Source organism: Tenacibaculum aquimarinum, assembly GCF_022478115.1.
Lineage (GTDB): Bacteria > Bacteroidota > Bacteroidia > Flavobacteriales > Flavobacteriaceae > Polaribacter > Polaribacter aquimarinum_A.
Genome location: NZ_JAKGSC010000001.1, coordinates 163326 through 186304, shown reverse-complemented (window position 1 = coordinate 186304; position 22979 = coordinate 163326). Strand labels below are relative to the sequence as shown.

The 22979-nt window shown below is 30.4% G+C and carries 23 protein-coding genes; 13 read left to right on the top strand and 10 right to left on the bottom strand.

Features of this window, described 5'->3' with window-relative positions; translation table 11 throughout:
• Positions 1–8: 8 nt before the first annotated feature.
• Genes surE through L1S33_RS00850 form a run of 5 tightly spaced genes read left to right on the top strand, consistent with a single transcriptional unit; the run spans position 9 to position 4729 of the window.
• The gene (gene surE, locus L1S33_RS00870; RefSeq protein WP_240551417.1) at positions 9–779 is read left to right on the top strand and encodes a 5'/3'-nucleotidase SurE; all 771 of its coding nucleotides are present in this window, start codon (positions 9–11) and stop codon (positions 777–779) included.
• Positions 767–1054 (top strand): hypothetical protein, encoded by a 288-nt coding sequence (locus L1S33_RS00865; RefSeq protein ID WP_240560831.1) that lies wholly within the window; start codon positions 767–769, stop codon positions 1052–1054. The genes surE and L1S33_RS00865 overlap by 13 nt, the downstream gene beginning before the upstream one ends.
• A 15-nt stretch (positions 1055–1069) precedes the next feature.
• Positions 1070–2179: a lipid-A-disaccharide synthase gene (gene lpxB, locus L1S33_RS00860; RefSeq protein WP_240560830.1), complete on the top strand. Its 1110-nt coding sequence runs from the start codon at positions 1070–1072 to the stop codon at positions 2177–2179.
• 4 nt (positions 2180–2183) lie between these two features.
• A complete protein-coding gene (locus L1S33_RS00855) occupies positions 2184–2663 on the top strand; it encodes a C40 family peptidase (protein WP_240560829.1) in 480 nt (159 codons plus the stop codon).
• A 38-nt stretch (positions 2664–2701) separates the two neighbouring features.
• Complete coding sequence (locus L1S33_RS00850; RefSeq protein WP_240560828.1) at positions 2702–4729, top strand: ComEC/Rec2 family competence protein; 2028 nt, start codon at positions 2702–2704, stop codon at positions 4727–4729.
• A gap of 5 nt (positions 4730–4734) precedes the next feature.
• On the opposite strand, the gene L1S33_RS00845 is transcribed toward L1S33_RS00850, so the two are convergent.
• The 5 genes from L1S33_RS00845 to L1S33_RS00825 form a co-directional block, all read right to left on the bottom strand.
• Positions 4735–5205 (bottom strand): thioredoxin family protein, encoded by a 471-nt coding sequence (locus L1S33_RS00845; protein WP_240551422.1) that lies wholly within the window; start codon positions 5203–5205, stop codon positions 4735–4737.
• 3 nt (positions 5206–5208) lie between these two features.
• Positions 5209–5754 (bottom strand): thioredoxin family protein, encoded by a 546-nt coding sequence (locus tag L1S33_RS00840; protein ID WP_240560826.1) that lies wholly within the window; start codon positions 5752–5754, stop codon positions 5209–5211.
• A gap of 91 nt (positions 5755–5845) precedes the next feature.
• Entirely contained in the window at positions 5846–7624 is a 1779-nt protein-coding gene (locus tag L1S33_RS00835) for a peptide MFS transporter (RefSeq protein ID WP_240560824.1), read from the bottom strand.
• Between the two features lie 28 nt (positions 7625–7652).
• Positions 7653–9161, bottom strand: coding sequence for a peptide MFS transporter (locus L1S33_RS00830; protein ID WP_240560823.1), 1509 nt, complete (start codon positions 9159–9161; stop codon positions 7653–7655).
• A 4-nt stretch (positions 9162–9165) separates the two neighbouring features.
• Positions 9166–11388: a S9 family peptidase gene (locus tag L1S33_RS00825; protein ID WP_240560822.1), complete on the bottom strand. Its 2223-nt coding sequence runs from the start codon at positions 11386–11388 to the stop codon at positions 9166–9168.
• Between the two features lie 143 nt (positions 11389–11531).
• Here L1S33_RS00825 and L1S33_RS00820 point away from each other — a divergent pair, with 143 nt between their 5' ends.
• From L1S33_RS00820 to L1S33_RS00810, 3 genes are read left to right on the top strand one after another with little or no spacing between them, the layout of a single operon-like run.
• Positions 11532–13265 carry a hydroxymethylglutaryl-CoA reductase, degradative gene (locus L1S33_RS00820; protein WP_240551426.1) on the top strand — a complete coding sequence of 578 codons (1734 nt, stop codon included), beginning with the start codon at positions 11532–11534 and terminating at the stop codon, positions 13263–13265.
• Entirely contained in the window at positions 13265–14212 is a 948-nt protein-coding gene (locus tag L1S33_RS00815; protein ID WP_240560821.1) for a GYDIA family GHMP kinase, read from the top strand. The genes L1S33_RS00820 and L1S33_RS00815 overlap by 1 nt, the downstream gene beginning before the upstream one ends.
• Positions 14209–15417, top strand: coding sequence for a BaiN/RdsA family NAD(P)/FAD-dependent oxidoreductase (locus L1S33_RS00810; protein ID WP_240560820.1), 1209 nt, complete (start codon positions 14209–14211; stop codon positions 15415–15417). The genes L1S33_RS00815 and L1S33_RS00810 overlap by 4 nt, the downstream gene beginning before the upstream one ends.
• Before the next feature lie 3 nt (positions 15418–15420).
• On the opposite strand, the gene L1S33_RS00805 is transcribed toward L1S33_RS00810, so the two are convergent.
• Both L1S33_RS00805 and L1S33_RS00800 read right to left on the bottom strand, forming a co-directional pair.
• Positions 15421–15705, bottom strand: a complete 285-nt coding sequence (locus tag L1S33_RS00805) for a hypothetical protein (RefSeq protein ID WP_240551429.1) — start codon at positions 15703–15705, stop codon at positions 15421–15423.
• A 12-nt stretch (positions 15706–15717) separates the two neighbouring features.
• Complete coding sequence (locus L1S33_RS00800; RefSeq protein ID WP_240560819.1) at positions 15718–16776, bottom strand: branched-chain amino acid aminotransferase; 1059 nt, start codon at positions 16774–16776, stop codon at positions 15718–15720.
• A 122-nt stretch (positions 16777–16898) separates the two neighbouring features.
• Here L1S33_RS00800 and L1S33_RS00795 point away from each other — a divergent pair, with 122 nt between their 5' ends.
• The 3 genes from L1S33_RS00795 to L1S33_RS13155 all read left to right on the top strand — a co-directional run bounded on the left by L1S33_RS00795 (position 16899) and on the right by L1S33_RS13155 (position 18264).
• A complete protein-coding gene (locus L1S33_RS00795) occupies positions 16899–17390 on the top strand; it encodes a DUF4920 domain-containing protein (RefSeq protein WP_240560818.1) in 492 nt (163 codons plus the stop codon).
• 6 nt (positions 17391–17396) lie between these two features.
• Entirely contained in the window at positions 17397–18050 is a 654-nt protein-coding gene (gene mnmD, locus L1S33_RS00790; protein ID WP_240561629.1) for a tRNA (5-methylaminomethyl-2-thiouridine)(34)-methyltransferase MnmD, read from the top strand.
• 82 nt (positions 18051–18132) lie between these two features.
• Positions 18133–18264, top strand: coding sequence for a hypothetical protein (locus L1S33_RS13155; protein WP_257785976.1), 132 nt, complete (start codon positions 18133–18135; stop codon positions 18262–18264).
• Here L1S33_RS13155 and L1S33_RS00785 read toward each other — a convergent pair.
• The 3 genes from L1S33_RS00785 to L1S33_RS00775 all read right to left on the bottom strand — a co-directional run bounded on the left by L1S33_RS00785 (position 18261) and on the right by L1S33_RS00775 (position 21254).
• Positions 18261–19004 carry a Bax inhibitor-1/YccA family protein gene (locus tag L1S33_RS00785; RefSeq protein ID WP_240560817.1) on the bottom strand — a complete coding sequence of 248 codons (744 nt, stop codon included), beginning with the start codon at positions 19002–19004 and terminating at the stop codon, positions 18261–18263. The genes L1S33_RS13155 and L1S33_RS00785 overlap by 4 nt on opposite strands.
• Positions 19005–19119: 115 nt before the next feature.
• Positions 19120–20298: a glycosyltransferase family 2 protein gene (locus L1S33_RS00780; RefSeq protein ID WP_240551433.1), complete on the bottom strand. Its 1179-nt coding sequence runs from the start codon at positions 20296–20298 to the stop codon at positions 19120–19122.
• Positions 20295–21254 (bottom strand): lysylphosphatidylglycerol synthase domain-containing protein, encoded by a 960-nt coding sequence (locus L1S33_RS00775; RefSeq protein WP_240551434.1) that lies wholly within the window; start codon positions 21252–21254, stop codon positions 20295–20297. The genes L1S33_RS00780 and L1S33_RS00775 overlap by 4 nt, the downstream gene beginning before the upstream one ends.
• Positions 21255–21274: 20 nt before the next feature.
• Between L1S33_RS00775 and ruvC the strand changes: the two genes are divergently transcribed.
• Entirely contained in the window at positions 21275–21829 is a 555-nt protein-coding gene (gene ruvC, locus L1S33_RS00770; protein ID WP_072555822.1) for a crossover junction endodeoxyribonuclease RuvC, read from the top strand.
• Entirely contained in the window at positions 21829–22956 is a 1128-nt protein-coding gene (gene hemW / locus L1S33_RS00765) for a radical SAM family heme chaperone HemW (protein WP_240551435.1), read from the top strand. The genes ruvC and hemW overlap by 1 nt, the downstream gene beginning before the upstream one ends.
• Positions 22957–22979: the final 23 nt, after the last annotated feature.

Sequence of the window (22979 nt, the reverse complement as noted above, 5' to 3'; positions counted from 1 at the left end):
CATTAATAATGCAAGAAAAGCCTTTAATTTTAGTTACTAATGATGATGGAATAACAGCTCCTGGTATTCGTGCATTAATAAGAATAATGAATACTATTGGAGAAGTTGTTGTTGTTGCGCCAGATAGTCCGCAAAGCGGAATGGGACACGCAATTACAGTTGATAACGTTTTGCATTGTAATCCTATAACAATAGATGATGGCCCTCAAATTGAATACAATTGCTCTGGTACGCCAGCAGATTGTGTGAAAATGGCAAAGCATGAAATCTTAAACAGAGTTCCAGATATTTGTGTGTCTGGAATAAATCATGGAGCTAATTCTTCAATAAATGTAATTTATTCGGGAACTATGAGTGCTGCTGTAGAAGCAGGTATTGAAGGAATTCCTGCAATTGGTTTTTCATTATTAGACTTTAATTATCACGCAGATTTTAAGCAAGCTGAAGAATTTATCAAAAAAATCACCTTAAATGTGTTGTTAAATGGTTTGCCAGATGCAACAGTTTTAAATGTAAATATTCCGAAGTTAAAGAAAGAAGATATAAAAGGAGTTAAAATTTGTAGACAAGCAAATGGGTATTGGAAAGAAGATTTTGACAAGCGTAAAAGTCCTTTTGGAAAAGAATATTACTGGCTTTCTGGCGAGTTTGTAAACAGAGATAAGGGTCAGGATACAGATATTTGGGCATTAGAAAACGGTTATATTTCAGTGGTACCTGTTCAGTTTGATATGACTGCGCATCATGCAATTCAAAAATTAAATCAATGGGAACTATAACCAAAGAAGTCTTAATTGGCGTTTTAATTTCTGTTTTTGCTACTTGTTGTGGTTTGTATATTTACGTGCAATATGTTTCTAGATTTGGATTTTATGAAACTATTAAAATGATTCAGCAAGGCGATGTTTTAGGTCCAGTAATTGCTTTGGCATCTATACCGAATTTGTTTGTTTTTTTAATTTTTATTAAAAAGAAACAAGACTATAGAGCGCGTGGAGTATTACTAACAACAATAATAACAGCATTATTTACATTAATTTTAAAGTTTATTTAATACTTTTTTCTTCTGATGAAATACTACATACTTGTTGGTGAAGCTTCTGGCGATTTGCACGGTTCTAATTTAATGAAGGCGCTGTATAAAAAAGATGCACATGCAGATATTAGATTTTGGGGTGGAGATTTAATGCAAAAAGTAGGCGGAACTTTGGTGAAACATTACAAAGAGCGTGCTTTTATGGGTTTTGTTGAAGTGTTAATGAACCTTAGAAAAATTCTTGGCTTCATGTCTTTTTGTAAAAAAGATATTGAAGAATTTAAGCCAGATGTTATTATTTTTATTGATAATTCTGGGTTTAATCTAAGAATTGCAAAGTGGGCAAAACAAAAAGGTTTTGCAACAAATTATTACATTTCTCCACAAATTTGGGCAAGTAGAGCAGGTAGAGTTAAAGATATTAAAAGAGATATCGATAAAATGTTTGTGATTCTTCCTTTTGAAAAAGAATTTTATAAAAAGTATGATTATAATGTTGAATTCGTTGGACATCCTTTAATTGACGGAATTGCAGGAAGACCACAAGTTGATGAGTTTGTTTTTAGAAGAGAACATAATTTAGGAGAAAAACCAATAATTGCATTATTACCTGGAAGTAGAAAGCAAGAAATTACTAAAATGCTTTCTGTTATGCTTTCTCTTGTAGAAAAATTTAACAATTACCAGTTTGTTATTGCTGGTGCTCCAAGCCAATCTTTTGAATTTTACAATGAGTTTATTAACAGCAAAAATGTACAGTTTATTAACAATAAAACATACGATTTATTAAGTATTTCTTCTGCTGCGTTAGTAGCTTCTGGTACAGCAACATTAGAAGCGGCATTGTTTAAAGTGCCACAAGTAGTTTGTTATAAAGGAAGCGCAATTTCGTATCAAATTGCAAAGAGAATTGTTACTTTAAAATATATTTCTTTAGTTAATTTAATCATGGATAAAGAAGTGGTGAAGGAGTTAATTCAGAATGATTTCACTTCTAAAAATTTAGAACAAGAATTAATTAAAATTTTAGAGCCAAATACAAGAGAACAATTGTTTGAAAATTATTACGAATTAGAAAAAATACTTGGCGGAAAAGGAGCTTCAGAAAAAACAGCAACATTAATTGTAGAAGGATTAAAATAAAAGCATGAGAAAAATACTACTTTATATCCTATTAACTTTCTTTTTAGTTTCTTGTTCCTCTTCTAAAAAAGTAGTTTCCTCAACAACCAAAAAAACTGAAATTTCTGTAGCCGATAAAATAGTTTGGACTGCTGTAACTTACAAAGGAACACCTTATAAATATGGAGGAACCACTAAAAAAGGAATGGATTGTTCGGGTTTAATTTATACTTCTTTTAAACAGCGTGGAGTTGCTATTCCAAGAGTTTCTTATGTAATGGCAAAAGAAGGGTTTAAAATTTCTTTAAATGAAGCACAAAGAGGCGATTTGTTGTTTTTTAGTACTTCAAAATCGAGTAGAGGAATAAATCATGTTGGTTTAATTACTTCTGTTGATGGAGAAATTAAATTTATACATGCAACCACTTCTAAGGGCGTTAAAATTTCTTCTCTTTCAGAAAATTATTGGAAGAACGCATTTGTAAGAGCAAAACGAGTTTTGTAATTTGTTGATATTAAAAATTTTAGTAACTTTAGTCCGCTATGGAAAAGTTGCTGAAATATCTGCCTTTTCACTTTTTACTATGTCTAATAATTGGAATTTCTATTCAGTATTATACTAATGGTTGGCAATTTGGTGCGCAAAATTTAGGTTTTCTAACCATCTTTTTTATGTTGATTTTATTGCTGTTTTCTCAACTAAAAAGGAAAAAAATATTTACATTTTCTTCTTGGGTTTTCTTTGTGTTTATAGGTGTTTTAATAGTTTATAATTCTGATAAAAGAAATAGTGAAAATTATTATAACATTCATCTGGAAGAAAATGTAACTGCAATTTTAACAATTGATAAAATTTTAAAACCGGGCAATTATTATTATAAATACGAAGCTGAAGTCTCTCAAATAAATGAAGAGAAAACAGTTGGTAAAGTGCTATTAAATATTCCGAAAGATTGTTTGCGAAAAACATTAAATGTTGATGATAAACTCTTTTTGAAACCTAGTTTTACAGCCTTAATTCCATCCTTAAATCCGCATCAATTTAATTATAAAGAATATTTAGCCAGACAAGGAATTTATCATCAGGTTTTTGTTAATAACCATCAATTTAAAATTATTGATAAACGAAGCTTTTCTCTTTATGGATTGGCCTCAAAAGTGAGATTTGAAATTCAGAAATCATTAAAAAAATATAACTTTAAAGATGAAGAATATGCTGTAATAAATGCATTGTTGTTAGGGCAAAGACAAGATATTTCAAAAGAACTAATTAATGATTATTCTAGAGCAGGTGCAATACATATTTTAGCAGTTTCTGGGTTACACGTTGGTATTGTTCTGTTGATTTTAAATTGGTTATTTAAAAGGTTAGATACATCAAAGATTGGTAGATTTTCTAAAACGATTTTAATAATTACTTTATTATGGATGTTTGCTTTTATAGCAGGTTTATCTGCATCTGTAGTTAGAGCGGTAACAATGTTTACGTTTGTAGCAATTGGACAATCTTTTAAGCGAAAACGGATTGTTGAGCACTCTTTAATTGCATCAATGTTTTTGCTGTTACTAATAAAGCCACTATTTTTATTTGATGTTGGGTTTCAGTTAAGTTATTTAGCCGTTTTTGGAATAATTTGGGTACAACCTAGGTTGTATGGTTTATGGCAACCTAAAGTAGTTGTGTTAGATAAAGGTTGGCAATTATTCACGGTTTCTATTGCTGCACAAATGGGTGTTTTACCAATTAGTTTGTATTATTTTCATCAATTTCCTGGGCTGTTTTTACTTTCTAATTTAGTTATTATTCCTTTTTTGGGAACCATTTTAATTGGTGGAATAATCGTAATAATGTTATCCTTATTTGAAGTTTTACCGGAATTTGTAGCAGATAGTTACGGTTTTGTAATTTCTTTGATGAATACTTTTGTAAGTTGGATTTCTAAACAAGAAAGCTTTCTGTTTAGTGAGATCTCAATGTCAGGTATTTTAATGTTAGCATGGTACTTTGTTATTATTTTCGGATTTTTATTTTTGATTGAAAAAAGACCAAAAAAGCTCGTTTTTTGGTTGATTTCTATTGTCATTGTTCAGTCTTTTGTCTTTTATGGCGATTTTCAGAAAAAGAAAAAACATGAGTTTATAGTTTTTCATAAGAACAAGAAATCTGTTTTAGGTGAAAGAGTAGGAGATACCTTACATGTATTTCATAACCTTAATGCTACAATAATTAAGGAAGATAAAATGTTGACTTCCTATAAAGTAGGTGAAGCTATTAATTTAAAATATGAAACCAGAAACCCGTCAATATTTCAGTTTAAAAACCAACACATAATTGTTATTGATAGTTTGGGTATTTATAAAGTAAATTCACTTAAAAATCCGATTGTAATATTACAGAATTCTCCAAAAATTAATTTAGAAAGGTTAATTGTTACTTTAAATCCGAAAGAAATAATAGCGGATGGAAGTAATTATAAAAGCTATATAAAAAGTTGGCAAGTAATTTGTACCAATACAAAAACGCCATTTTATCCTACAGGAAAAAATGGCGCTTATATAATAAAGAATTAAAAGAGCTAAATTGTTTTGTTAACAATGTTATTTGCCGTCTTTATCCAGTTTTTAACTCCTCCACGAACATAACCTGTTTTACCAAGATTCTTTAAATTAGTTTTACCGTTTGGGAGTTTTTCAGCACTTACAAAATGTATTGTAGGAAACCCTCTTACATTAAATGCTCTTTGTAGTTTTCTGTTTTGAGTTTTAATTTTTATGTCTTGTGCTGTTCTTCTAGGAAAGTCTAATTCTACTAGAATAAAATTTGAAGACCATTTTTGAAAATCTGGAGTTTTCAAAACATCACTTTGTAATTTTCTACACCAACCACACCAATCTGAACCCGTAAAAAATAATAGGACTTTCTTGTTTTCTTTAGTGGCTAACTCTAAAGCTTCATCAATATTGGTATGCCAAGTTAATTTTTCTTGTGAAAAACTATTTGTAGAAATCAGTAATCCAATAAAAAATGTAAATAGTAACTTTTTCATGACTTAGCTCTTAAAACTTGGTTTAAAAGCTTCAAAATATTCATTAAATTTTTCTTGGGTGTTTATTTCTTTATGCTTGTCTTCGTTAAACATTTTTAAATATAATTCTAATTGTTGTGCATTGTAATATCCTTTTAAAGGTGTTATGTAATCTCCGTTTTCATCAAAAAAAACAATTGTAGGGAATGCTTCAATGTCCATGTAATTACTAAATTCATGCGGACTATTATTCTTATTAGCTTTTTTAGGATCGTAATTAGGGTTTCCAAAAGTATTTCCTTTGTAGGTAATATCTTGTGTTCCTTCCGCATTAAACTTTACAGCGTAATAATTTTTATTTACGTATTCAACAAGATCAGGGTTATGAAAAGTGTTTTTGTCTAATAAAATACAAGGTCCACACCAATTTGTGTAAACATCCATAATTATCTTTTTAGGGTTTTCTTTTTGAAGCGCTAAAGCTTCATTTAACGTTACCCAATTAATTTCTTGTGCTTGTATTGCAATTGTACTTAAAGTAATAAGTGCTGTAAGAATATATTTTTTCATGTTATTTATGTCGCAAATTATGTGCCAAATTTACAAAAATAAAAAGCACCGAATTCGGTGCTTTTTATTTTTATAAATATTTTAAGAATTACTATTTAACTCCGTGCATTAACTTCTTTAAAAGTGGATTTAATACTATTGAAATTAACCCTACAGCAATTGGTACAACTGTAAAAATTAAAAAGAAAGTACTTAAAGAGTGTTCTTCAGTAATCTTATCAATCATTCCTCCCATTGTTCCTGCTGCTTTTTGTCCAATGGCAATTGCTAAATACCAAATACCAAACATAAAACCAATCATTCTTCCTGGAACCAGTTTACTTAAATAAGATAATCCAACTGGAGATATACAAAGTTCTCCCATTGTATGAAATAAGTAAGCAAATATTAAAAAGAACATACTAACAGAAGCTGTTTTTGCTCCTTGTTCAATTCCCATTGTTCCCATTACTAATACTCCAAATCCTAAGCCTAAAAGGATTAGACCTAAACCGTATTTCATTGCTGCGCTTGGATTGTATTTACTTTCCCACCATCTAGAAAATAAAGGAGCAAGAGTAATAATAAAGAACGAATTTAAAATACCAAACCAAGAAGCTCCAACTTCTGTTGTATCAGTACTAAATTCTCTGTTTATTTTCCAAATTACAATTCCCCAAAGCGATACAAAAGCTAAGGCTAATACAATGTTAGAATATGGAATTTTAGAATACGTTTTTTTGAATAATAAATATAAAACCCAAGTAATAATTGCTAAAGGCCCTACAGTTAAGATTAAATCTATAATTTTAAAAATCATAGCAGAAGACCCAGATAATGCTCTACCTGTATAATCTCTTGCAAAAATTGTCATTGATCCTAAAGATTGCTCAAATGCTGCAAAAAAGAAAACTGTAAATACTCCAAATACAGAAACAGCAATAATTTTATCTCTTACTATTTTAGTATATCTCGAAATTCTTGAAGTAATTAAGTATAAAAACAAAACTAAAGCTGTAAGTATAGTTACATTAGAACCGTCCATGCCTCCAACTTTAAAGTTTAACATATTTACGTTTCCAATTTTAGACATTGGATCGTTGAATAAATATAAAACTCCACCTAAAGCAGAAAGAACAATTAATATTTTGTCTAAACTTGTAAAAGGATTAAGCTTTTCTTCTGATTTGTTATCTTCAGTAGGGCTTACTTCATTTATGTTTTGAGAAAGTTCTACTTCATGAATCTTAGATGGTTTTTCACCAATACTTCCAAATAAATCTTTAGCTAACCAGAATTGTAACATTCCTAAAAACATAAAGATTCCTGCAAGACCAAATCCCCAAGACCAACCAATATTTTCTGCTAAATAACCACAAAGCATCATTCCAAAGAATGCACCAGCGTTAACTCCCATATAAAAAATAGTATAAGCTCCATCTTTTTTAGATTCTTTTCCTTTGTACATTTCAGAAATCATAGAAGTTACGTTAGGTTTAAAGAAACCAGTACCGATAACTAAAAGTGCTAAACCTAAGTATAATGTGAATTGTGTTTCAAAAACCATTGAAGCATGACCTAACATCATAATAAAACAACCTATAACTACAGCCCATTTATAACCAGTAATTTTATCTGCAACCCAACCACCAATAATTGGTGTTAAATATAAAAGTGATGCATATGTTCCAATTAAAGCTAAAGCATGTTCTCTTGGCCATTCCCAACCAGGATTGTCTCCAATTAAAGGAGCAGTTAAAAATAATACTAAAAGGATACGCATTCCATAGAATGAAAAACGTTCCCACATTTCAGTAAAAAATAGTACAAATAATCCAGCAGGATGCCCAATTACTTTGTCTTTAAATAGATTTTCTATATCTGTGTTCATAAATATATATATTGATTAATACTTGTTTTTAGTGTACGTTACCCATTAATTTTTTCATTAAAGGAGAAAAAACTAATACGATTGCTCCAGCTCCAAGAGCATATAATGCTATTAGATGAAAACCTTCTGTGTAAACACTTAAAGATTCTAATGGGTTAATAACTTGTCCTGGTACATTTTCTATGGCTAATTCTTCAGAAATGAATCCTACAATTTGAAATGCAAAAGCAGAAGATAAAAACCAAACTCCCATCATAAATGCTACAATGTTTTTAGGAGATAAATCTGTTATTTTTGATAATCCAACTGGAGACATAAATAACTCTCCAATAGAGATAATAAAGTACATAATAAATAAGTAAGCAAAAGGTACCATTCCGTTTTCATCTGCACTAGCTCCACTTATTGATAAAATATAAAAACTTGCACCGGCTAAAAGTAATCCTAAACCAAATTTATATGGCGTTCTTGGGTTTAATTTGTTTTTAGATAAATATCCCCAAAGTAAAGAAATAGGAATTGCCAAAATGATAATAAACATTGAATTTAATGCGTTAGTTTGACTCGCAGTCATAATTCCATCTAAAGCAACATTTCTTGAGGCAAATAAAGTAATTACACTTCCAGATAATTCATGGAATCCCCAAAACAAGGTCATGAAGAAGGTAATTAACACCGCCATTATTAATTTTTTTCTTGCAACAACATCTAAGCTATACATTATGTAAACTAAATATGCTAATACCGCAAAACCAATAAATTTAAAAATACCACTTACATAATTTTGTTGCCAAGAAGAAAGTAAATAGGCAATTACAGGAACAAATAATACTGCAATAATTGGAATTAAAGTTTTCTGAGGAATTCCTAAAATTCTCTTTTCATATATTTCTTGACTTGGAGGTAAACCTTTATCTCCAAAAACATTTTTAGAAATCCCGCTCCAAAAGAAAATTAAACCAGCTAACATTCCAATTCCGGCTAAGCCAAAACCATAATGCCATCCATAAGTAGCAGCCAACCATCCACATAAAAGAGGAGCAGCAAAACCACCAATGTTAATTCCCATATAGAAAATAGTAAAACCAGAATCTTTTCTTACATCTCCTTCTTCATATAAAGCACCTACAAAGGTTGATATGTTGGGTTTAAAGAAACCATTACCAACTACAATTAAAGCTAAAGCTAAGAAAAAAGCAATATCATGTTCAATTGCAAGTACAAAATGACCAATTGCCATTAAAATTCCGCCTAAAAAAATTGAGCTACGCATTCCTAATATCTTATCAGAAATTTGACCTCCAATTACGGTAGATGCATATACTAAAGACCCATAAGAAGCATAAACTACTGCTGTTGCAGTGTCGCGTTCAGAAATAGCCTTAAAAATTTCTTGTACCATGTAAAGCGTTAATAACGCTCTCATTCCATAGAAACTAAAACGTTCCCATAATTCCGCAAAAAACAAATAAAATAACCCTTTTGGATGACCGAACATTTGTTGTTCTTCTGAAGTTTTAATAGTAGTGTCTGACATAAGTTTATCCTTTTATTTCTTTAGTTGTTTCGTTCTTTTTTTTACCTAAATGCTCTTCAATAAATGAAGTCATTTTGTTGTATAAATGAAGTCTTGTGTTACTTCCTTTGTAAATTCCGTGTGCTTTATCTGGGTAGATAAAAAAGTCGAATGGTTTGTTAGCATCTACAAGTGCATTTACCATTTGCATTGAGTTTTGTACATGTACATTATCATCTCCAGAACCGTGTACTAATAAATAATCTCCTTTTAGTTTTTCAACATGATTTATTGGAGAGTTATCATCGTAACCACTTGCATTTTCTTGCGGAGTTTGCATGTATCGTTCTGTATAAACCGAATCGTAAAAACGCCAAGAAGTAACAGGTGCAACAGCAATTGCCATAGAGAAAATATCGTTTCCTTTTAATAAACAATTACTACTCATGAAACCCCCGTAAGACCAACCCCAAATACCAATATTATCTGAGTCTATATAGTTGCGTTTTGCTAATTTTTTAGCAGCAGCAATTTGGTCTTCAACTTCATATTTACCTAATTCTTTTTGTGTTACTTTTTTAAAGTCACGCCCTTTTAAACCCGTTCCGCGTCCATCAACACAAACAATAATGTAGCCTTTTTGAGCTAGCATATTATGCCAATAATCGTTACTTGCATTCCAACTATTTTTAACTTGTTGAGATCCTGGTCCAGAATATTGAAACATTAACATTGGATATTTCTTGTTCTCATCAAAATCAGCAGGTTTAACCATCCACATATTTAAATCGTTTCCGTTAATGTTTATGGTAGAAAATTCTTTCGGACTCATTTTATATTCAGCAATACTCTTTTTTAAATCAGCATTGTCTTTAATAATCTTTACACGAGTTCCATCAGCTTTGTATAATGAATACACTTGCGGTGTTTTTGCATCAGAAAATGTATTGATAAAGTAATTCATGTTCTTGCTGAAAGAAGCCGAATTTGTTCCGTAATCTCTACTAATTACTTTCTTATCAGAACCATCTAATTTAATGCTGTAAACGTTTCTATTAATTGAACCGCTTTCTACAGATTGATAGTAAATAGTATTTAAGTCTTTGTTGAAACCGTAATAATTGGTTACTTCCCAATCTCCTTTAGTAACTTGATTTTTCAACTTCCCATTTGAAGTATAATGATAAATATGATTAAATCCGTCCTTTTCACTTGTCCAGATAAAACTGTTGTCATCTAAGAAAGTTAAGTTGTCTTGTATGTCTACATATGCATCATCTTTTTCATTTAGAACAATTTTAGATGAGCCGTTTTTAGCATTTACAAAGTATAATTTTAAATCATTTTGATGACGATTTAAAGTTGTTGCTGATAACGTATTTGCATCATTTGTCCACTGAATTCTTGGAATGTACTCATACTTACCAACATTCAATTTTTTAGTAGAACCAACATTTAAGTTGTGTAAGTGTAAGCTAACATTTGCGTTTTTTTCACCCGCTTTTGGATATTTAAATACTTGCTGATTTGGATACAAACTTTTACCATACATATCCATTGAGAAAGTAGGAACGTCAGTTTCATCAAAACGTAAAAAGGCAATGTATTCACTTGTTTTGTTCCATTCAAAAGCTCTAACAAAACCAAATTCTTCTTCGTAAACCCAATCTGTTGTTCCGTTTATTATAGAGTTGGTTTTTCCGTCTAAAGTAATTTGAGAAACTTTTCCAGAAGCTAAATTTTTAACAAATATGTTGTTGTCTTTTGTGTACGCTACTTTTTTACTGTCTGGAGAAAAAGTTGGTTGTTGTATGTTTTCTCCAATTAAAGTTACTTTTTTTGAAGCAATATCAAAAGCATAATAAGTTCCTGTAAAAGAGCGTCTGTATACTTTCTTAAATTTTGAACCTAAAATTAATTTAGTTTCATCATTGTTAAATTCATACGAAGAAAATCGATCTAAACCACTAACATCTTTACTGTCTACAATAGTTGCAACTTTTTCTAAAGTTAGATAACTGTATTTGTCTACTGAAGTAGATTTTGCGTCTTTATCAGAATTTAAAAGGGAATAAAAGTCGCCATTCATAGAATTTAGAGCATTCATTCTTTCGGCAGAAAAAGTGCCATTCCAAATTTCTTCAACAGTTATTTCTTTTGTTCCAGTAGTAAAATTGGTAGTTGATTTGTTTTCTTCTTTACAAGAGAAAATAATGGCTAAGATTGCCAGAAAAAACAGTTTTTTCATCTAAATAAGTAGTTTTGATAATGATTTGCCAAGTTTACGGAAAAATCAGCAAAAATCAACGCTAAAAATTATAAATCTTGAAATTTTAACGTAGTTAATGGCTATTCAATTATCTTTGTTCTTTATCAAAATTTGATACACAAATGACTAAAATCATATCCGGTTTTTCAAAACTTACCAAAGAAGAAAAAATACAATGGTTGGCTGCTAATTATTTTAGCAATCAGCCAGAGATTATACAAACAATAAAACAGTATTGGAATGTAGATGAAAAATTACAACAACTCCATGACGATTTTATTGAAAACACAATCACCAATTTTTATATTCCTTATGGAGTAGCACCAAACTTTGTAATTAATAACAGAGAATATGTTATTCCTATGGTTGTTGAGGAAAGTTCTGTGGTTGCAGCGGCATCTAAAGTGGCAAAATATTGGAGTACTCGTGGAGGTTTTAAGACTGAAGTAATTGGTACTACAAAAATTGGTCAAGTACATTTTATGTATGCTGGAGATAAAGCCGAATTAGAAACTTATTTCAACAAAAATAAAACTGAATTATTTGCCGCAACAGCTTCTATTACTAAAAATATGGAAAAACGTGGCGGTGGAATTTTAGATATAAAATTAATAGATAAAACAGAAAAATTAGCCAATTACTATCAGCTTCATGTAACGTTTGAAACCAAAGATAGTATGGGGGCAAACTTTATAAATTCTTGTTTAGAGGTAATTGCTAAGGAATTTGAAAAGGAAGATGTAGAAATTGTTATGAGTATTCTTTCTAACAATGTTCCGGAGTGTTTGGTTAGAGCTGAAGTTTCTTGTAAAGTTGAAGCACTAGGTGGAGAAAACCCTGAAAAATTTGCGCAAAAATTTGAGCAAGCAGTAAAAATTGCAGAAATTGAACCCTACAGAGCTGTTACTCATAATAAGGGAATTATGAACGGAATTGATGCTGTGGTTTTAGCTACAGGAAACGATTTTAGAGCCATTGAAGCTGGCGCACATGCTTATGCGGCAAGAGATGGAGAATATAAGAGTTTAACACATTGTACTGTAAAAGAGGGAGTTTTTAAGTTTTGGATTGAAGTACCATTGGCTTTAGGAACTGTTGGTGGATTAACAGCATTACATCCAATGGCAAAACTGTCTTTAGATTTAATGCAAAAACCTTCAGCAAGAGTTTTAATGCAAATAATTGCTTCGGCAGGTTTGGCGCAGAATTTTGCAGCTTTAAGAGCATTAACAACAAAAGGTATTCAGCATGGACACATGAAAATGCATTTGCAGAATATATTGAATCAGTTAGGAGCAACAAAAGAAGAGAAAGAAGAAATTACAACGTATTTTGATAAAAGAACAGTTTCTCATTCAGCTGTAGTCACTAAGTTTAAGGAATTAAGAAAACCAACAATTAGTTGGGTGAATTTTTTAGATGAAGTTGAAGTTACAAATATTTTGTCAACTTTAAAAGTTGAGACTAAACCTCTTTTTGGGAAAATGAATGCGCAACAGATGATTGAGCATTTAAGTGCTGTAACGCAAATTGCAAATGGAAACTGGAAGGTAGATAGTTATGTTTCTGATGATAAACAAGCGCGTAGAAAACCGTATTTAAATACAGGAGGTGAGTTGCAAGTTGGTTTTAAAGCGCCTTTTTTGGCTGAAGATCCAATAGAATTAAAATTCGAATCAATTGCAGCAGCGACAAATGATTTAATTGAGCAAGTTAAAGTTTTTGAATCCGTTTTTGCAAAAGATAAAAATAGAAGTGTAGTGCATCCGTTTTTTGGTGAGCTAGATTATGAGTATTGGAAGAAGTTTCAAGTAAAACATTTTACACATCATTTTAAACAATTTGGATTAATCTAATGAGAAGCTATTCTAACGGAAAACTTTTATTAACAGGTGAATATCTTGTTTTAGATGGCGCAAAATCTTTAGCGGTTCCAACTAAATTTGGGCAAGATTTAATTGTTGAAAAAATTAAAGAGCCACAATTAATCTGGGCAAGTTTTACAAATACTGGAGATTGTTGGTTTGAAGCTGTTTTTGATTTAACAAAACTCCGTTTAGTTTCTGCAACATTTAATTCGGACAAAGAAGGAAGTGCAGAATTTATTGGAGAAACGTTATTAGACATTTTAAAAGAAGCTAAAAATTTAAATCCTGATTTTTTAACTACAGATAATGGGTTTTTAGTGAAAACAAACTTAACTTTTCCTCAGAATTGGGGTTTAGGGAGTTCTTCAACTTTAATAAATAATATTGCCAATTGGGCAAAAGTAGATGCTTTTAAATTACTATGGAATTCGTTTAAAGGAAGTGGTTACGATATTGCTTGTGCGCAAAATGATGCGGCAATATTTTATCAAATAGAAAAAGATCTTTCAACTGCGCTCAAGATGACACCTAAAGTTGAGCAAGTTGAATTCAATCCGACTTTTAAAGAAAACCTATTTTTTGTGTATTTAAATCAGAAGCAAGATTCTAAAGAAGGTATCGCAAAATTTAGAGAAAGTGGTGTTGATTTTCAGAATGAAATAAAAAGAGTTTCAGAGATTTCTAATGAATTTTTAGAAGCTAAATCATTAAAGGAATTTGAGAAGTTAATAGTTGAACATGAACAAATAATCAGTTCAATAATTAAACTAAAACCCGTAAAAGAAAGATTATTTCCAGACTATTTTGGAGCAGTAAAAAGCTTGGGAGCTTGGGGCGGAGATTTCGTTTTAGTAACAGGAGATAAGAAAACATTAGCATATTTTAAAAATAAAGGATTTGAAACAATTCTTACGTATTCAGAAATGATTTTATGAAGAAAGTAATAATTATTGGAGGAGGAGCAGCAGGTTTTTTTACTGCTATAAATGCAAAGGAACAAAATCCGGATTTAGACATTACAATTCTAGAAAAAGGAAAAGATGTTTTACAGAAAGTAAAAATTTCTGGAGGAGGAAGATGTAATGTAACACATGCTTGTTTTGAACCAAAAGAATTGGTGAAATTTTACCCAAGAGGAGAAAAAGAATTGCTTGGACCTTTTCATCAATTTATGACTGGAGATACTTTTGAGTGGTTTGATGATAGAGGTGTTCCGCTTAAAATAGAAGATGATAATCGAGTTTTTCCAGAAGCAAATACTTCACAAGCAATCATAGATTGTTTTCAAAAAGCTGTTGATAAGTTAAATATTAAAGTGTTAACAAACTGTGGTGTAATTTCGTTTTATCAACAAGAAGAGAGTTGGGTTATTAACACAAAAAACGAAAAATTTATTGCCGATAAATTAGTAGTCGCTGCAGGAAGTTCTAAGAAAATTTGGGAAATGACGAACGATTTAGGTCATTCTATTATTGAAACAGTTCCTTCATTATTCACCTTTAATATTAAAGATAAAAGGCTAACAGATTTATTAGGAACTTCTGTTCCGAATGCTACGGTAAAAATTGTAAATACAAAATTAGAAGCTTCAGGTCCTTTGTTAATTACACATTGGGGAATGAGTGGACCAGCAGTGTTAAAACTTTCTGCTTTTGGAGCAAGAATTTTAGCTGATAAAAATTATCATTATAATGTTGAAGTTAATTGGTTGTCTAGACCAACAGATAAAGTGCTAAATGTATTACTGAATTTAAAAAAGAAAGAACCACGTAAAACAGTGATTTTAAAATCGCCATTTACGGAGATTTCTAAAAGACTGTGGGAACGTTTTGTAATTGCTTCAGAAATTAGACAAAATCAAAATTGGGCGGATTTAAATAACTATCAATTAGAAAGTTTGTCAAATCAACTTACAAAAGGAGTTTTTAACGCAAACGGTAGAACTACTTTTAAAGATGAATTTGTAACAGCAGGTGGAATTGATTTGAAAGAAATTAATTTCAAGCGCTTTGAAAGTAAATTACATAAAAATCTCTTTTTTGTAGGTGAAATTTTAAATATTGACGCCGTAACGGGTGGCTTCAATTTTCAAAACGCTTGGACTGGTGGTTTTATTTGCGCGAAAAGTATTGCGGAATAAGTTTTATTCCTCTTCGTAGCAATTAAAAACCATTGTGTAACCGAACTCTTGGGCTTCTGTAAAGAAGTCCTCTTGGTCTTCATCAACATCTTCTAAAGAACTTAACGTAAAGTATTCTTCTTCAATTTCAGTTACTTTCCAACCTTCTTCTTTAATATAATGTTTGGCTAATTTAAAAGCGCCATCAATATCTTTATAGTCAACATATACGCTAACGTAAGCGCCAATGACTTCGTCATAATGTTCAGAAGATTTTTTGGGTTTTGCAAGTGCGTTTATTAAAAACATAGTTTCTTGAGATTATAATTTAACTCTCCAACCGTAAGGGTCTTCAGCTTTATTAGTTTGAATATCTGTAATTTGTTTCTTCAATTGTAATGCAAGCGGATTTTCTAATTCTGGTAAATCATAATCTTTTTCTTGATAACCAAAACCTGCAATAGGAGAAATAACTGCAGCTGTACCAGCTCCAAACATTTCTTTTAAACTTCCGCTTTGTGCAGCAGCAATTACTTCAGAAACTGTTATTTTTCTTACTTCAACATCAACGCCACTATCTTTTGCAATCTGAATAATACTTTTACGAGTTATTCCATCTAAAATTCTATCGCTTGTTGGACTTGTAATTAAAGTGTCGTTTATTCGAATGAAAATATTCATTGCTCCAGCTTCTTCAATATACTCATGCGTATTGTCATCTGTCCAAATAACTTGGTTGTAGCCTTTTTCTATGGCTAATTGTGTTGGGTAAAACTGTGCAGCATAATTACCACCAGCTTTAGCAAAACCAACTCCGCCATTTGCAGCACGTGCATATTTCTCTTCAATTAAAACCTTTACTTTACCAGCAAAATAAGCACCAGAAGGAGCTGTACAAATAATAAGCTTAAAAGCGTCTGCAGGTGAAGCATGAAAACCGTTACCAGAAGCAAACATAAATGGTCTTATATATAAAGAACTTCCATCATTTGTTGGAATCCAATCAGCATCTATTTCTAATAGTTTTTTTAAACCAGTCATAAAAATATCTTCTGGTATTTGAGGAATTACCAAACGCTCAGCAGATTTGTTTAAACGTTTACAGTTTTCTAAAGGTCTAAAAAGTAGGGTAGAACCTTCAGCGTCTTTATAAGCTTTCATTCCTTCAAAAATAGATTGTCCGTAATGAAAAATCTTTGCAGACGGATCTAAAGTAATAGGAGAATATGGCTTAATAACAGGTGTTTGCCATTCGCCATTTTTAAAATCACATTCTAACATGTGATCAGAAAAAACGGATCCAAAAGGTAAATTATTAAAATCTACTTGGCTAATTTTTGATTCTTCAATCAGTTGAACTTTAATATCAGAACTTTGCATGTTTTGTGTTTGTTTAAGATATGTCAAAAATACAAAATAAGAATGAGTTTTTTAGTTATAATCTGTAAGAGGTTTTCTTATAATTTCTTATATTTGTTTTAATAAAATTAAACTATTAGAAAATGAAATTACTATTTAAAGTTACTATAATTTTTGCGCTTGCATTAACTTCGTGTAAAACTGAAAAAAAGGCAGATATAAAATCAACTGAAAATGATTACCAATTTATAGGGAATCAAATTTCTGTAGGAGAAGCTTTAACAGCAGAAAAAATGTTGGAAAAGTTTAATACTTTAAAAGTAGGAGATACTATAAATGCAAAATTTGCTTCAACAATAAAAGAAGTTTGTACTAAAAAAGGTTGTTGGATGAAACTTCCACTAAATGGCGAAACAGAAACAATGGTTAAATTTAAAGACTATGGTTTTTTTATGCCATTAGATAGTCAAGGTAAAGAAGTTATTGTAGATGGTATTGCTTTTGTAAAAGAAACTCCTGTTGATGAATTACGTCATTATGCAGAAGATGCTGGAAAAAGTAAAGAAGAAATAGCTAAAATTACTGAACCTAAAGTAGAATTTGCTTTTGAAGCAAATGGTGTTTTGTTAAAATAAAAGCGTATCAAAAGAGAAATAATTATTACCTCAGATGGTTCTTCAACCATTAATTTACCTGATTGGAATGAACAATATCATTCTAAAAATGGTTCAATAAATGAAACGTATCACGTTTTTATAAATAGTGGATTAAAACTAGTTGAAGCAGATACTGTTTCAATACTCGAAATTGGTTTTGGAACCGGTTTAAACTGTTTTATTACGTATTTAGAAAGTGAAAAACCAGTAGATTACGTTGGCGTAGAAGCATATCCGGTTTCTGCTGAAGAGGTTGAGAAAATGAACTTTATTTCGGTTTTAAAAGCCGAAAAAGAAAGTGAAGCTTTTAACAAAATTCACAGTGTTTCTTGGGAAGAAAAACATCAGGTTACAGATAATTTTTCAATCTTAAAAAGGAAACAATTCTTCGAAGATATTGATGATGTAGAAGCATTTAATCTAATATATTTTGATGCTTTTGGAGCACGTGTGCAACCAGAATTATGGACAGAAGCTATTTTTACAAAAATGTATAATGCTTTAAAACCAAACGGAATTTTAGTAACCTATTCTGCAAAAGGAAGTGTACGTAGAGCAATGATTGCTGTAGGTTTCGCAGTAGAGCGTTTGCCTGGACCTCCAGGAAAAAGAGAGATGTTACGCGCAATTAAGAAGTAGTTAGTTTTCAGCCTGTCAGTTCGAGTGAATTTATGAAGAATGAATAAATTTGTATCGAGAACAATAAAACAAAATCAGTAAAATGGAATTCAAAAGAAAGTTTGGGAAAAAGAAACAAGCAAAACCTCAAAAAGGATTGTTTTTAGTGGTTTTGTTAGCAATTGCATTGTATTTGTTTTTTAATGCAGATTCACTTTTAAGTAAGTTTTTTTAAAATCGAATTGCCAATTTTTTCATCAATCGTAACACTTCAACATATAACCAAATAAGTGTTATTAAAAATCCCCAAGTTGCTAGCCATTCACGAGTTTTAGGCGCTTTTCCTATTTGTCTTTCTATATAGTAAAAATCTAAAAGTAAGCTAAACGAAGCTACAATTGCTGCCACAACATTAAAAGCAATTGCAAAGTTAGAAGTACCGTAAATAAAGCTCAAGTGAATTCCGAAGAAAGATAAAATCCAACTAATTATATAAATGGTAAAAATAGTTATAGAAGCTGTAATTAAAATGGCTCTAAACTGGCGAGTAACCACAATTAATCTGGTTTTAAACAAGAATAGCATCACAAAAAAAGTAGTAATTGTTACTGCAATTGCTTGCAACGGTAAACCCGGAAAACGTTTGTGTGCGTACGCGCTAATTCCGCCTAAGAAAAAACCCTTTGCCAATGCGTAAATTGGCAACAACCATTTGGCTAAATTGTGTTTAAAAGAGATAAATAAACTTGCCACAATTGCCACAAAAGCACCCAAAGTTGTATACCATTTTATGTCGGTTCCTTCAAAGAAAATTTTCCAAGTGTAACTTGCTGTTAAAGCTACTAAACACAACATTAAAAACGATTTAAAAACAATACCAGAAAGGCTCATTTTTGCTCTAGAATAGCTTTTTTTCTTCCCCCAAAAGTAGCTCGAAAAAGCCGGATTCGATGTTCTCATTCCAAATACGCTCATAGATCAAATATATAATTTTTTTAAGAAGCTATTTCCAGCTTTCACTACTCGCTTTTTTTGAGAAAAACAAAAAAGAGCTCAAACACACCGTTCAATCTGGGCTAAACTTGTTTGCTTACTTTTTGAATTCCCTGCCTTTCCAGTTATATTTAAAAAAGACCGATTTAAAAATAACCCAAACACTAAAGAATGGATATAAAAAACTACTTAATAAATAGCTTTCCCAAAACGATTTTTCTTGCTCAAAAAACTTGATTGTTGGCAAGAATAAAAACAAATCAATAACCGATTTAGAGGCAAATAAAATTAGAAATAATGTGTAAGAACTTTGCTTAATTAAACATCCAAAGAAAGAAAAAAGGATACTCATGTTTATTATTAAAATCAACAAACCAATCAGTTTAACTTTTATAGATTTAAAATTACCCGTTTTTGAAGCCCAACGAACTCGTTGATTTACCAAATCATTCCAAGAATTTACAGGAAAAGTATTAACAACTGCATCTTTCGATTTTAAAAACCTAACTGAATTTACATCATTTTTTATAAATTTTTCTAATAGAAAAACATCGTCACCACTTGCAATGTTGTTGTTTCCTTCAAAACCATTAAGTTTAATAAAATCTTCTTTCTTGTAAGTCAAATTTGCGCCATTGCACATAAACGGAAAGTTAATTCCAAATCCACCAATTGTAGTTCCTTGCATGCTCATAAAATCTAGTAATTGAAAACGATGTAAAAAGCTGTTTTTAATTGTATAATTTACTGGAGCAACAATCATTTTTGTATTACTTTTTTGAATAAAATTATCTAAAGTTTGTAGCCAATTTTTGGGTAATAAACAATCTGCATCTGTTGTTACAATCCAATTATTTTTTGCAATCGAAATTGCTGAGGTAATAGCATTTTTTTTAGGAGAATTTGAGGTTCTTATATTGTTTATAATTTTAATTGTCAACCTGACGTTAGGAAGAATCTCTTTGTTTGAGATTTCTCCTCGTTTCTTGTTCGAAATGACAGAAAATAATTTTTGAATCACAGAAACAGAATTATCTTCCGAAGCATCATCAACAAAAATAATTTCAAATAAACTTTTTGGATAGTTTAATTCTTCAATAGATTTTAATAAAAAAGGTAGTTTTTCGGCTTCATTTCTAAACGGAATTACAACAGAAAACGTTGTTTTTGGAATTGTTTTTTCAGAAGAAAATGGTTTAACTTTTCTAAACCCAATTGATAAAGAAATAATCAAAATTGCATAGCAACTAAATATGAAGATTAAAAACCAAATCATTTGTTGGAAACAGGTTTAAAAATTAACACAAAATAGCTTCCAATAAAAGCAGGAATTACAAAGTTGAAAATCCACATTAAGGTTGTAATCGATAAAACTAAAATAGGTTTTACATCAAAATGAGCGAAAACCCAAATTGCTACTGTCCCTTTTAAAACAACATCAAACAAACTTAACATTGGCACAATTGAAGCTATAAAATAAACGGAAGTAATTGCTGTAATTGCATCAAAATAAGAGATTTCAACATTAAATAAAAGCAACAATAAGTAATACTGATGCGAAAAAATAAGATAACGAAACAACGATAAAAAGGCAGTTTTTACATTTAAGCTAAACGAAATTCTATTAATAAATTTTCTTGCTTTTTCAGCACCATAACCTCGATATTTAAAATGTTTTGCACCAAAAAAGAATGCTGAAATAAGAATAATACCCAGAAAAAGTAATCGTAACACTCTTCTAAAGTTTATAGTAACATCATTATTATAATAGAAAAAGGCAAAACCAATAACGCCAAAAATTAATGTGATTAGCATTTGGTAAAAATTACCAACTAAATTTAAGCCAACAATTTCCTTTCTATGTTGTTTTTTAAAATACAATGCTTTTGCTCCATATTCGCCAATTCTATTTGGTGTAATTAAAGATGTAGTTAAAGAAGCTAAACTTTGTTTTGTAGCTTCGTAAAATGAAGTTTTACGAACAAAAGAAGCTAAATTCCTCCATTTTGTAATTTCTAAAATCCAATTAAAAAACGTAAATAAGAATAAAATAATGCTGTTTTTTAATGATAAAACGTTGTTTTTAGTCAAATTTTGATAAAAATCAGAAAAACGAAAATTGTCATTTCCTACTAATTTTTGATATACAAAGTAGCAGCAACCAATTACAATTGATAATTTAATTGCTAACCAAAAGAATTGCTTAGTTTTGTAAGGAAGTGAATTGTACATTTCAACAAAGAACGACAAATTTGGCGACAGAAAAAATCATATTAGGCGTAGATCCAGGAACCACAATTATGGGATTCGGAATTATAAAAATTGTAAATAAAAAGATGGAATTTGTTCAAATGAACGAGTTACTTTTAAATAAATACAAAGATCCATACGTAAAGTTAAAGCTAATTTTTGAACGAACAATTGAGTTAATTGACACTTATCATCCAGATGAAATTGCTTTAGAGGCTCCGTTTTTTGGTAAAAATGTGCAATCGATGTTAAAATTAGGCCGTGCTCAAGGAGTTGCAATGGCTGCAGGTTTGTCTAGAGAAATTCCTGTAACGGAATATCTTCCGAAGAAAATAAAAATGGCAATTACTGGAAACGGAAATGCAAGTAAAGAGCAAGTTGCTTTGATGTTAAAATCGCTTTTAAATTTAAAAACCTTACCAAAAAATTTAGATGCTACGGATGGCTTGGCGGCTGCGGTTTGTCATTTTTACAATTCAGGAAAAATAGTTGGCGGTAAAAGTTATTCTGGTTGGGCTTCTTTTGTTAAGCAAAATGAGAAACGCGTTAAGAAGTAGTGGCAGGCATTTATATTCACATACCGTTTTGTAAGCAAGCATGTAATTATTGCGATTTTCATTTTTCTATTTCGTTAAAAAAGAAAGATGAACTAATTTCTTGTTTAATAAAAGAAGTTGAATTGCGTAAAGATGAATTGCAGAATTCAACTATTGAAACCATTTATTTTGGAGGTGGAACACCAAGTTTATTATCAGCAAGTGAAATAGAATTGTTGATTAATTCGGTCTATAATAACTTTAATGTTGTTGAAAACCCTGAAATTACATTAGAAGCAAATCCAGATGATTTATCCGAAGAAAAAATAATTGAGCTTTCCAAAAGTCCAATTAACAGATTAAGCATTGGAGTGCAATCTTTCTTCGAAAAAGATTTAAAATTGATGAATCGCGCACATAATTCTGAAGAGGCAAAAAACTGTTTATCAGTCGCAAATCAGTATTTTGATAATATTTCAGTCGATTTAATTTACGGAATTCCAGATTGCACAAATGAAGAATGGAGAGCGAATATAAAAACAGTTTTGAGTTTTGGAATTCCACATATTTCAAGTTATGCATTAACAGTAGAACCAAAAACAGTTTTAGAAAAGTTAATTGCAAAAGGGAAGATTAAAAATGTAGACGAAGAAAAAGCTTCAGAACAATTTCATATTTTAATTGAAGAATTAAAGAACGAAAACTTTGTGCATTACGAGTTGTCTAACTTCGGTAAAGAAGGTTTTTTTAGTAAAAATAATTCAGCCTATTGGTTGGGTAAAAGTTATTTAGGAATTGGTCCTTCGGCACATTCTTTTGATGGAATTCAACGAAGTTGGAATGTTAGAAATAATTCGATTTATATAAAGTCAATTCAAGAAAATAAATTGCCAATTGAAAGAGAAATACTTTCTAAAACTGATGCTTATAACGAATATATAATGACAGGTTTAAGAACTATTTGGGGAGTTTCTTTAGATAAAATTAAAACTGATTTTGGTAATGAGTTTGTTGAGTATTTAAAAAATCAATCAGAAAAATATATAAAACAAGAATTATTGTATATTGAAAATCAAATTTTAAAAACTACTTTAAAAGGTAAATTTTTATCAGATGGTATTTCAGCAGATTTATTTAAGGTAAATTAGGTTTAAAAAATAGCAGTACATAT

What these genes read in the sequence shown, in the direction of transcription:
- surE (WP_240551417.1), top strand. Translation starts at nt 9, where the DNA reads ATGCAAGAAAAGCCTTTAATTTTAGTTACTAATGATGATGGAATAACA.
- L1S33_RS00865 (WP_240560831.1), top strand. Translation starts at nt 767, where the DNA reads ATGGGAACTATAACCAAAGAAGTCTTAATTGGCGTTTTAATTTCTGTT.
- lpxB (WP_240560830.1), top strand. Translation starts at nt 1,070, where the DNA reads ATGAAATACTACATACTTGTTGGTGAAGCTTCTGGCGATTTGCACGGT.
- L1S33_RS00855 (WP_240560829.1), top strand. Translation starts at nt 2,184, where the DNA reads ATGAGAAAAATACTACTTTATATCCTATTAACTTTCTTTTTAGTTTCT.
- L1S33_RS00850 (WP_240560828.1), top strand. Translation starts at nt 2,702, where the DNA reads ATGGAAAAGTTGCTGAAATATCTGCCTTTTCACTTTTTACTATGTCTA.
- L1S33_RS00845 (WP_240551422.1), bottom strand. Translation starts at nt 5,205, where the DNA reads ATGAAAAAGTTACTATTTACATTTTTTATTGGATTACTGATTTCTACA.
- L1S33_RS00840 (WP_240560826.1), bottom strand. Translation starts at nt 5,754, where the DNA reads ATGAAAAAATATATTCTTACAGCACTTATTACTTTAAGTACAATTGCA.
- L1S33_RS00835 (WP_240560824.1), bottom strand. Translation starts at nt 7,624, where the DNA reads ATGAACACAGATATAGAAAATCTATTTAAAGACAAAGTAATTGGGCAT.
- L1S33_RS00830 (WP_240560823.1), bottom strand. Translation starts at nt 9,161, where the DNA reads ATGTCAGACACTACTATTAAAACTTCAGAAGAACAACAAATGTTCGGT.
- L1S33_RS00825 (WP_240560822.1), bottom strand. Translation starts at nt 11,388, where the DNA reads ATGAAAAAACTGTTTTTTCTGGCAATCTTAGCCATTATTTTCTCTTGT.
- L1S33_RS00820 (WP_240551426.1), top strand. Translation starts at nt 11,532, where the DNA reads ATGACTAAAATCATATCCGGTTTTTCAAAACTTACCAAAGAAGAAAAA.
- L1S33_RS00815 (WP_240560821.1), top strand. Translation starts at nt 13,265, where the DNA reads ATGAGAAGCTATTCTAACGGAAAACTTTTATTAACAGGTGAATATCTT.
- L1S33_RS00810 (WP_240560820.1), top strand. Translation starts at nt 14,209, where the DNA reads ATGAAGAAAGTAATAATTATTGGAGGAGGAGCAGCAGGTTTTTTTACT.
- L1S33_RS00805 (WP_240551429.1), bottom strand. Translation starts at nt 15,705, where the DNA reads ATGTTTTTAATAAACGCACTTGCAAAACCCAAAAAATCTTCTGAACAT.
- L1S33_RS00800 (WP_240560819.1), bottom strand. Translation starts at nt 16,776, where the DNA reads ATGCAAAGTTCTGATATTAAAGTTCAACTGATTGAAGAATCAAAAATT.
- L1S33_RS00795 (WP_240560818.1), top strand. Translation starts at nt 16,899, where the DNA reads ATGAAATTACTATTTAAAGTTACTATAATTTTTGCGCTTGCATTAACT.
- L1S33_RS13155 (WP_257785976.1), top strand. Translation starts at nt 18,133, where the DNA reads ATGGAATTCAAAAGAAAGTTTGGGAAAAAGAAACAAGCAAAACCTCAA.
- L1S33_RS00785 (WP_240560817.1), bottom strand. Translation starts at nt 19,004, where the DNA reads ATGAGCGTATTTGGAATGAGAACATCGAATCCGGCTTTTTCGAGCTAC.
- L1S33_RS00780 (WP_240551433.1), bottom strand. Translation starts at nt 20,298, where the DNA reads ATGATTTGGTTTTTAATCTTCATATTTAGTTGCTATGCAATTTTGATT.
- L1S33_RS00775 (WP_240551434.1), bottom strand. Translation starts at nt 21,254, where the DNA reads ATGTACAATTCACTTCCTTACAAAACTAAGCAATTCTTTTGGTTAGCA.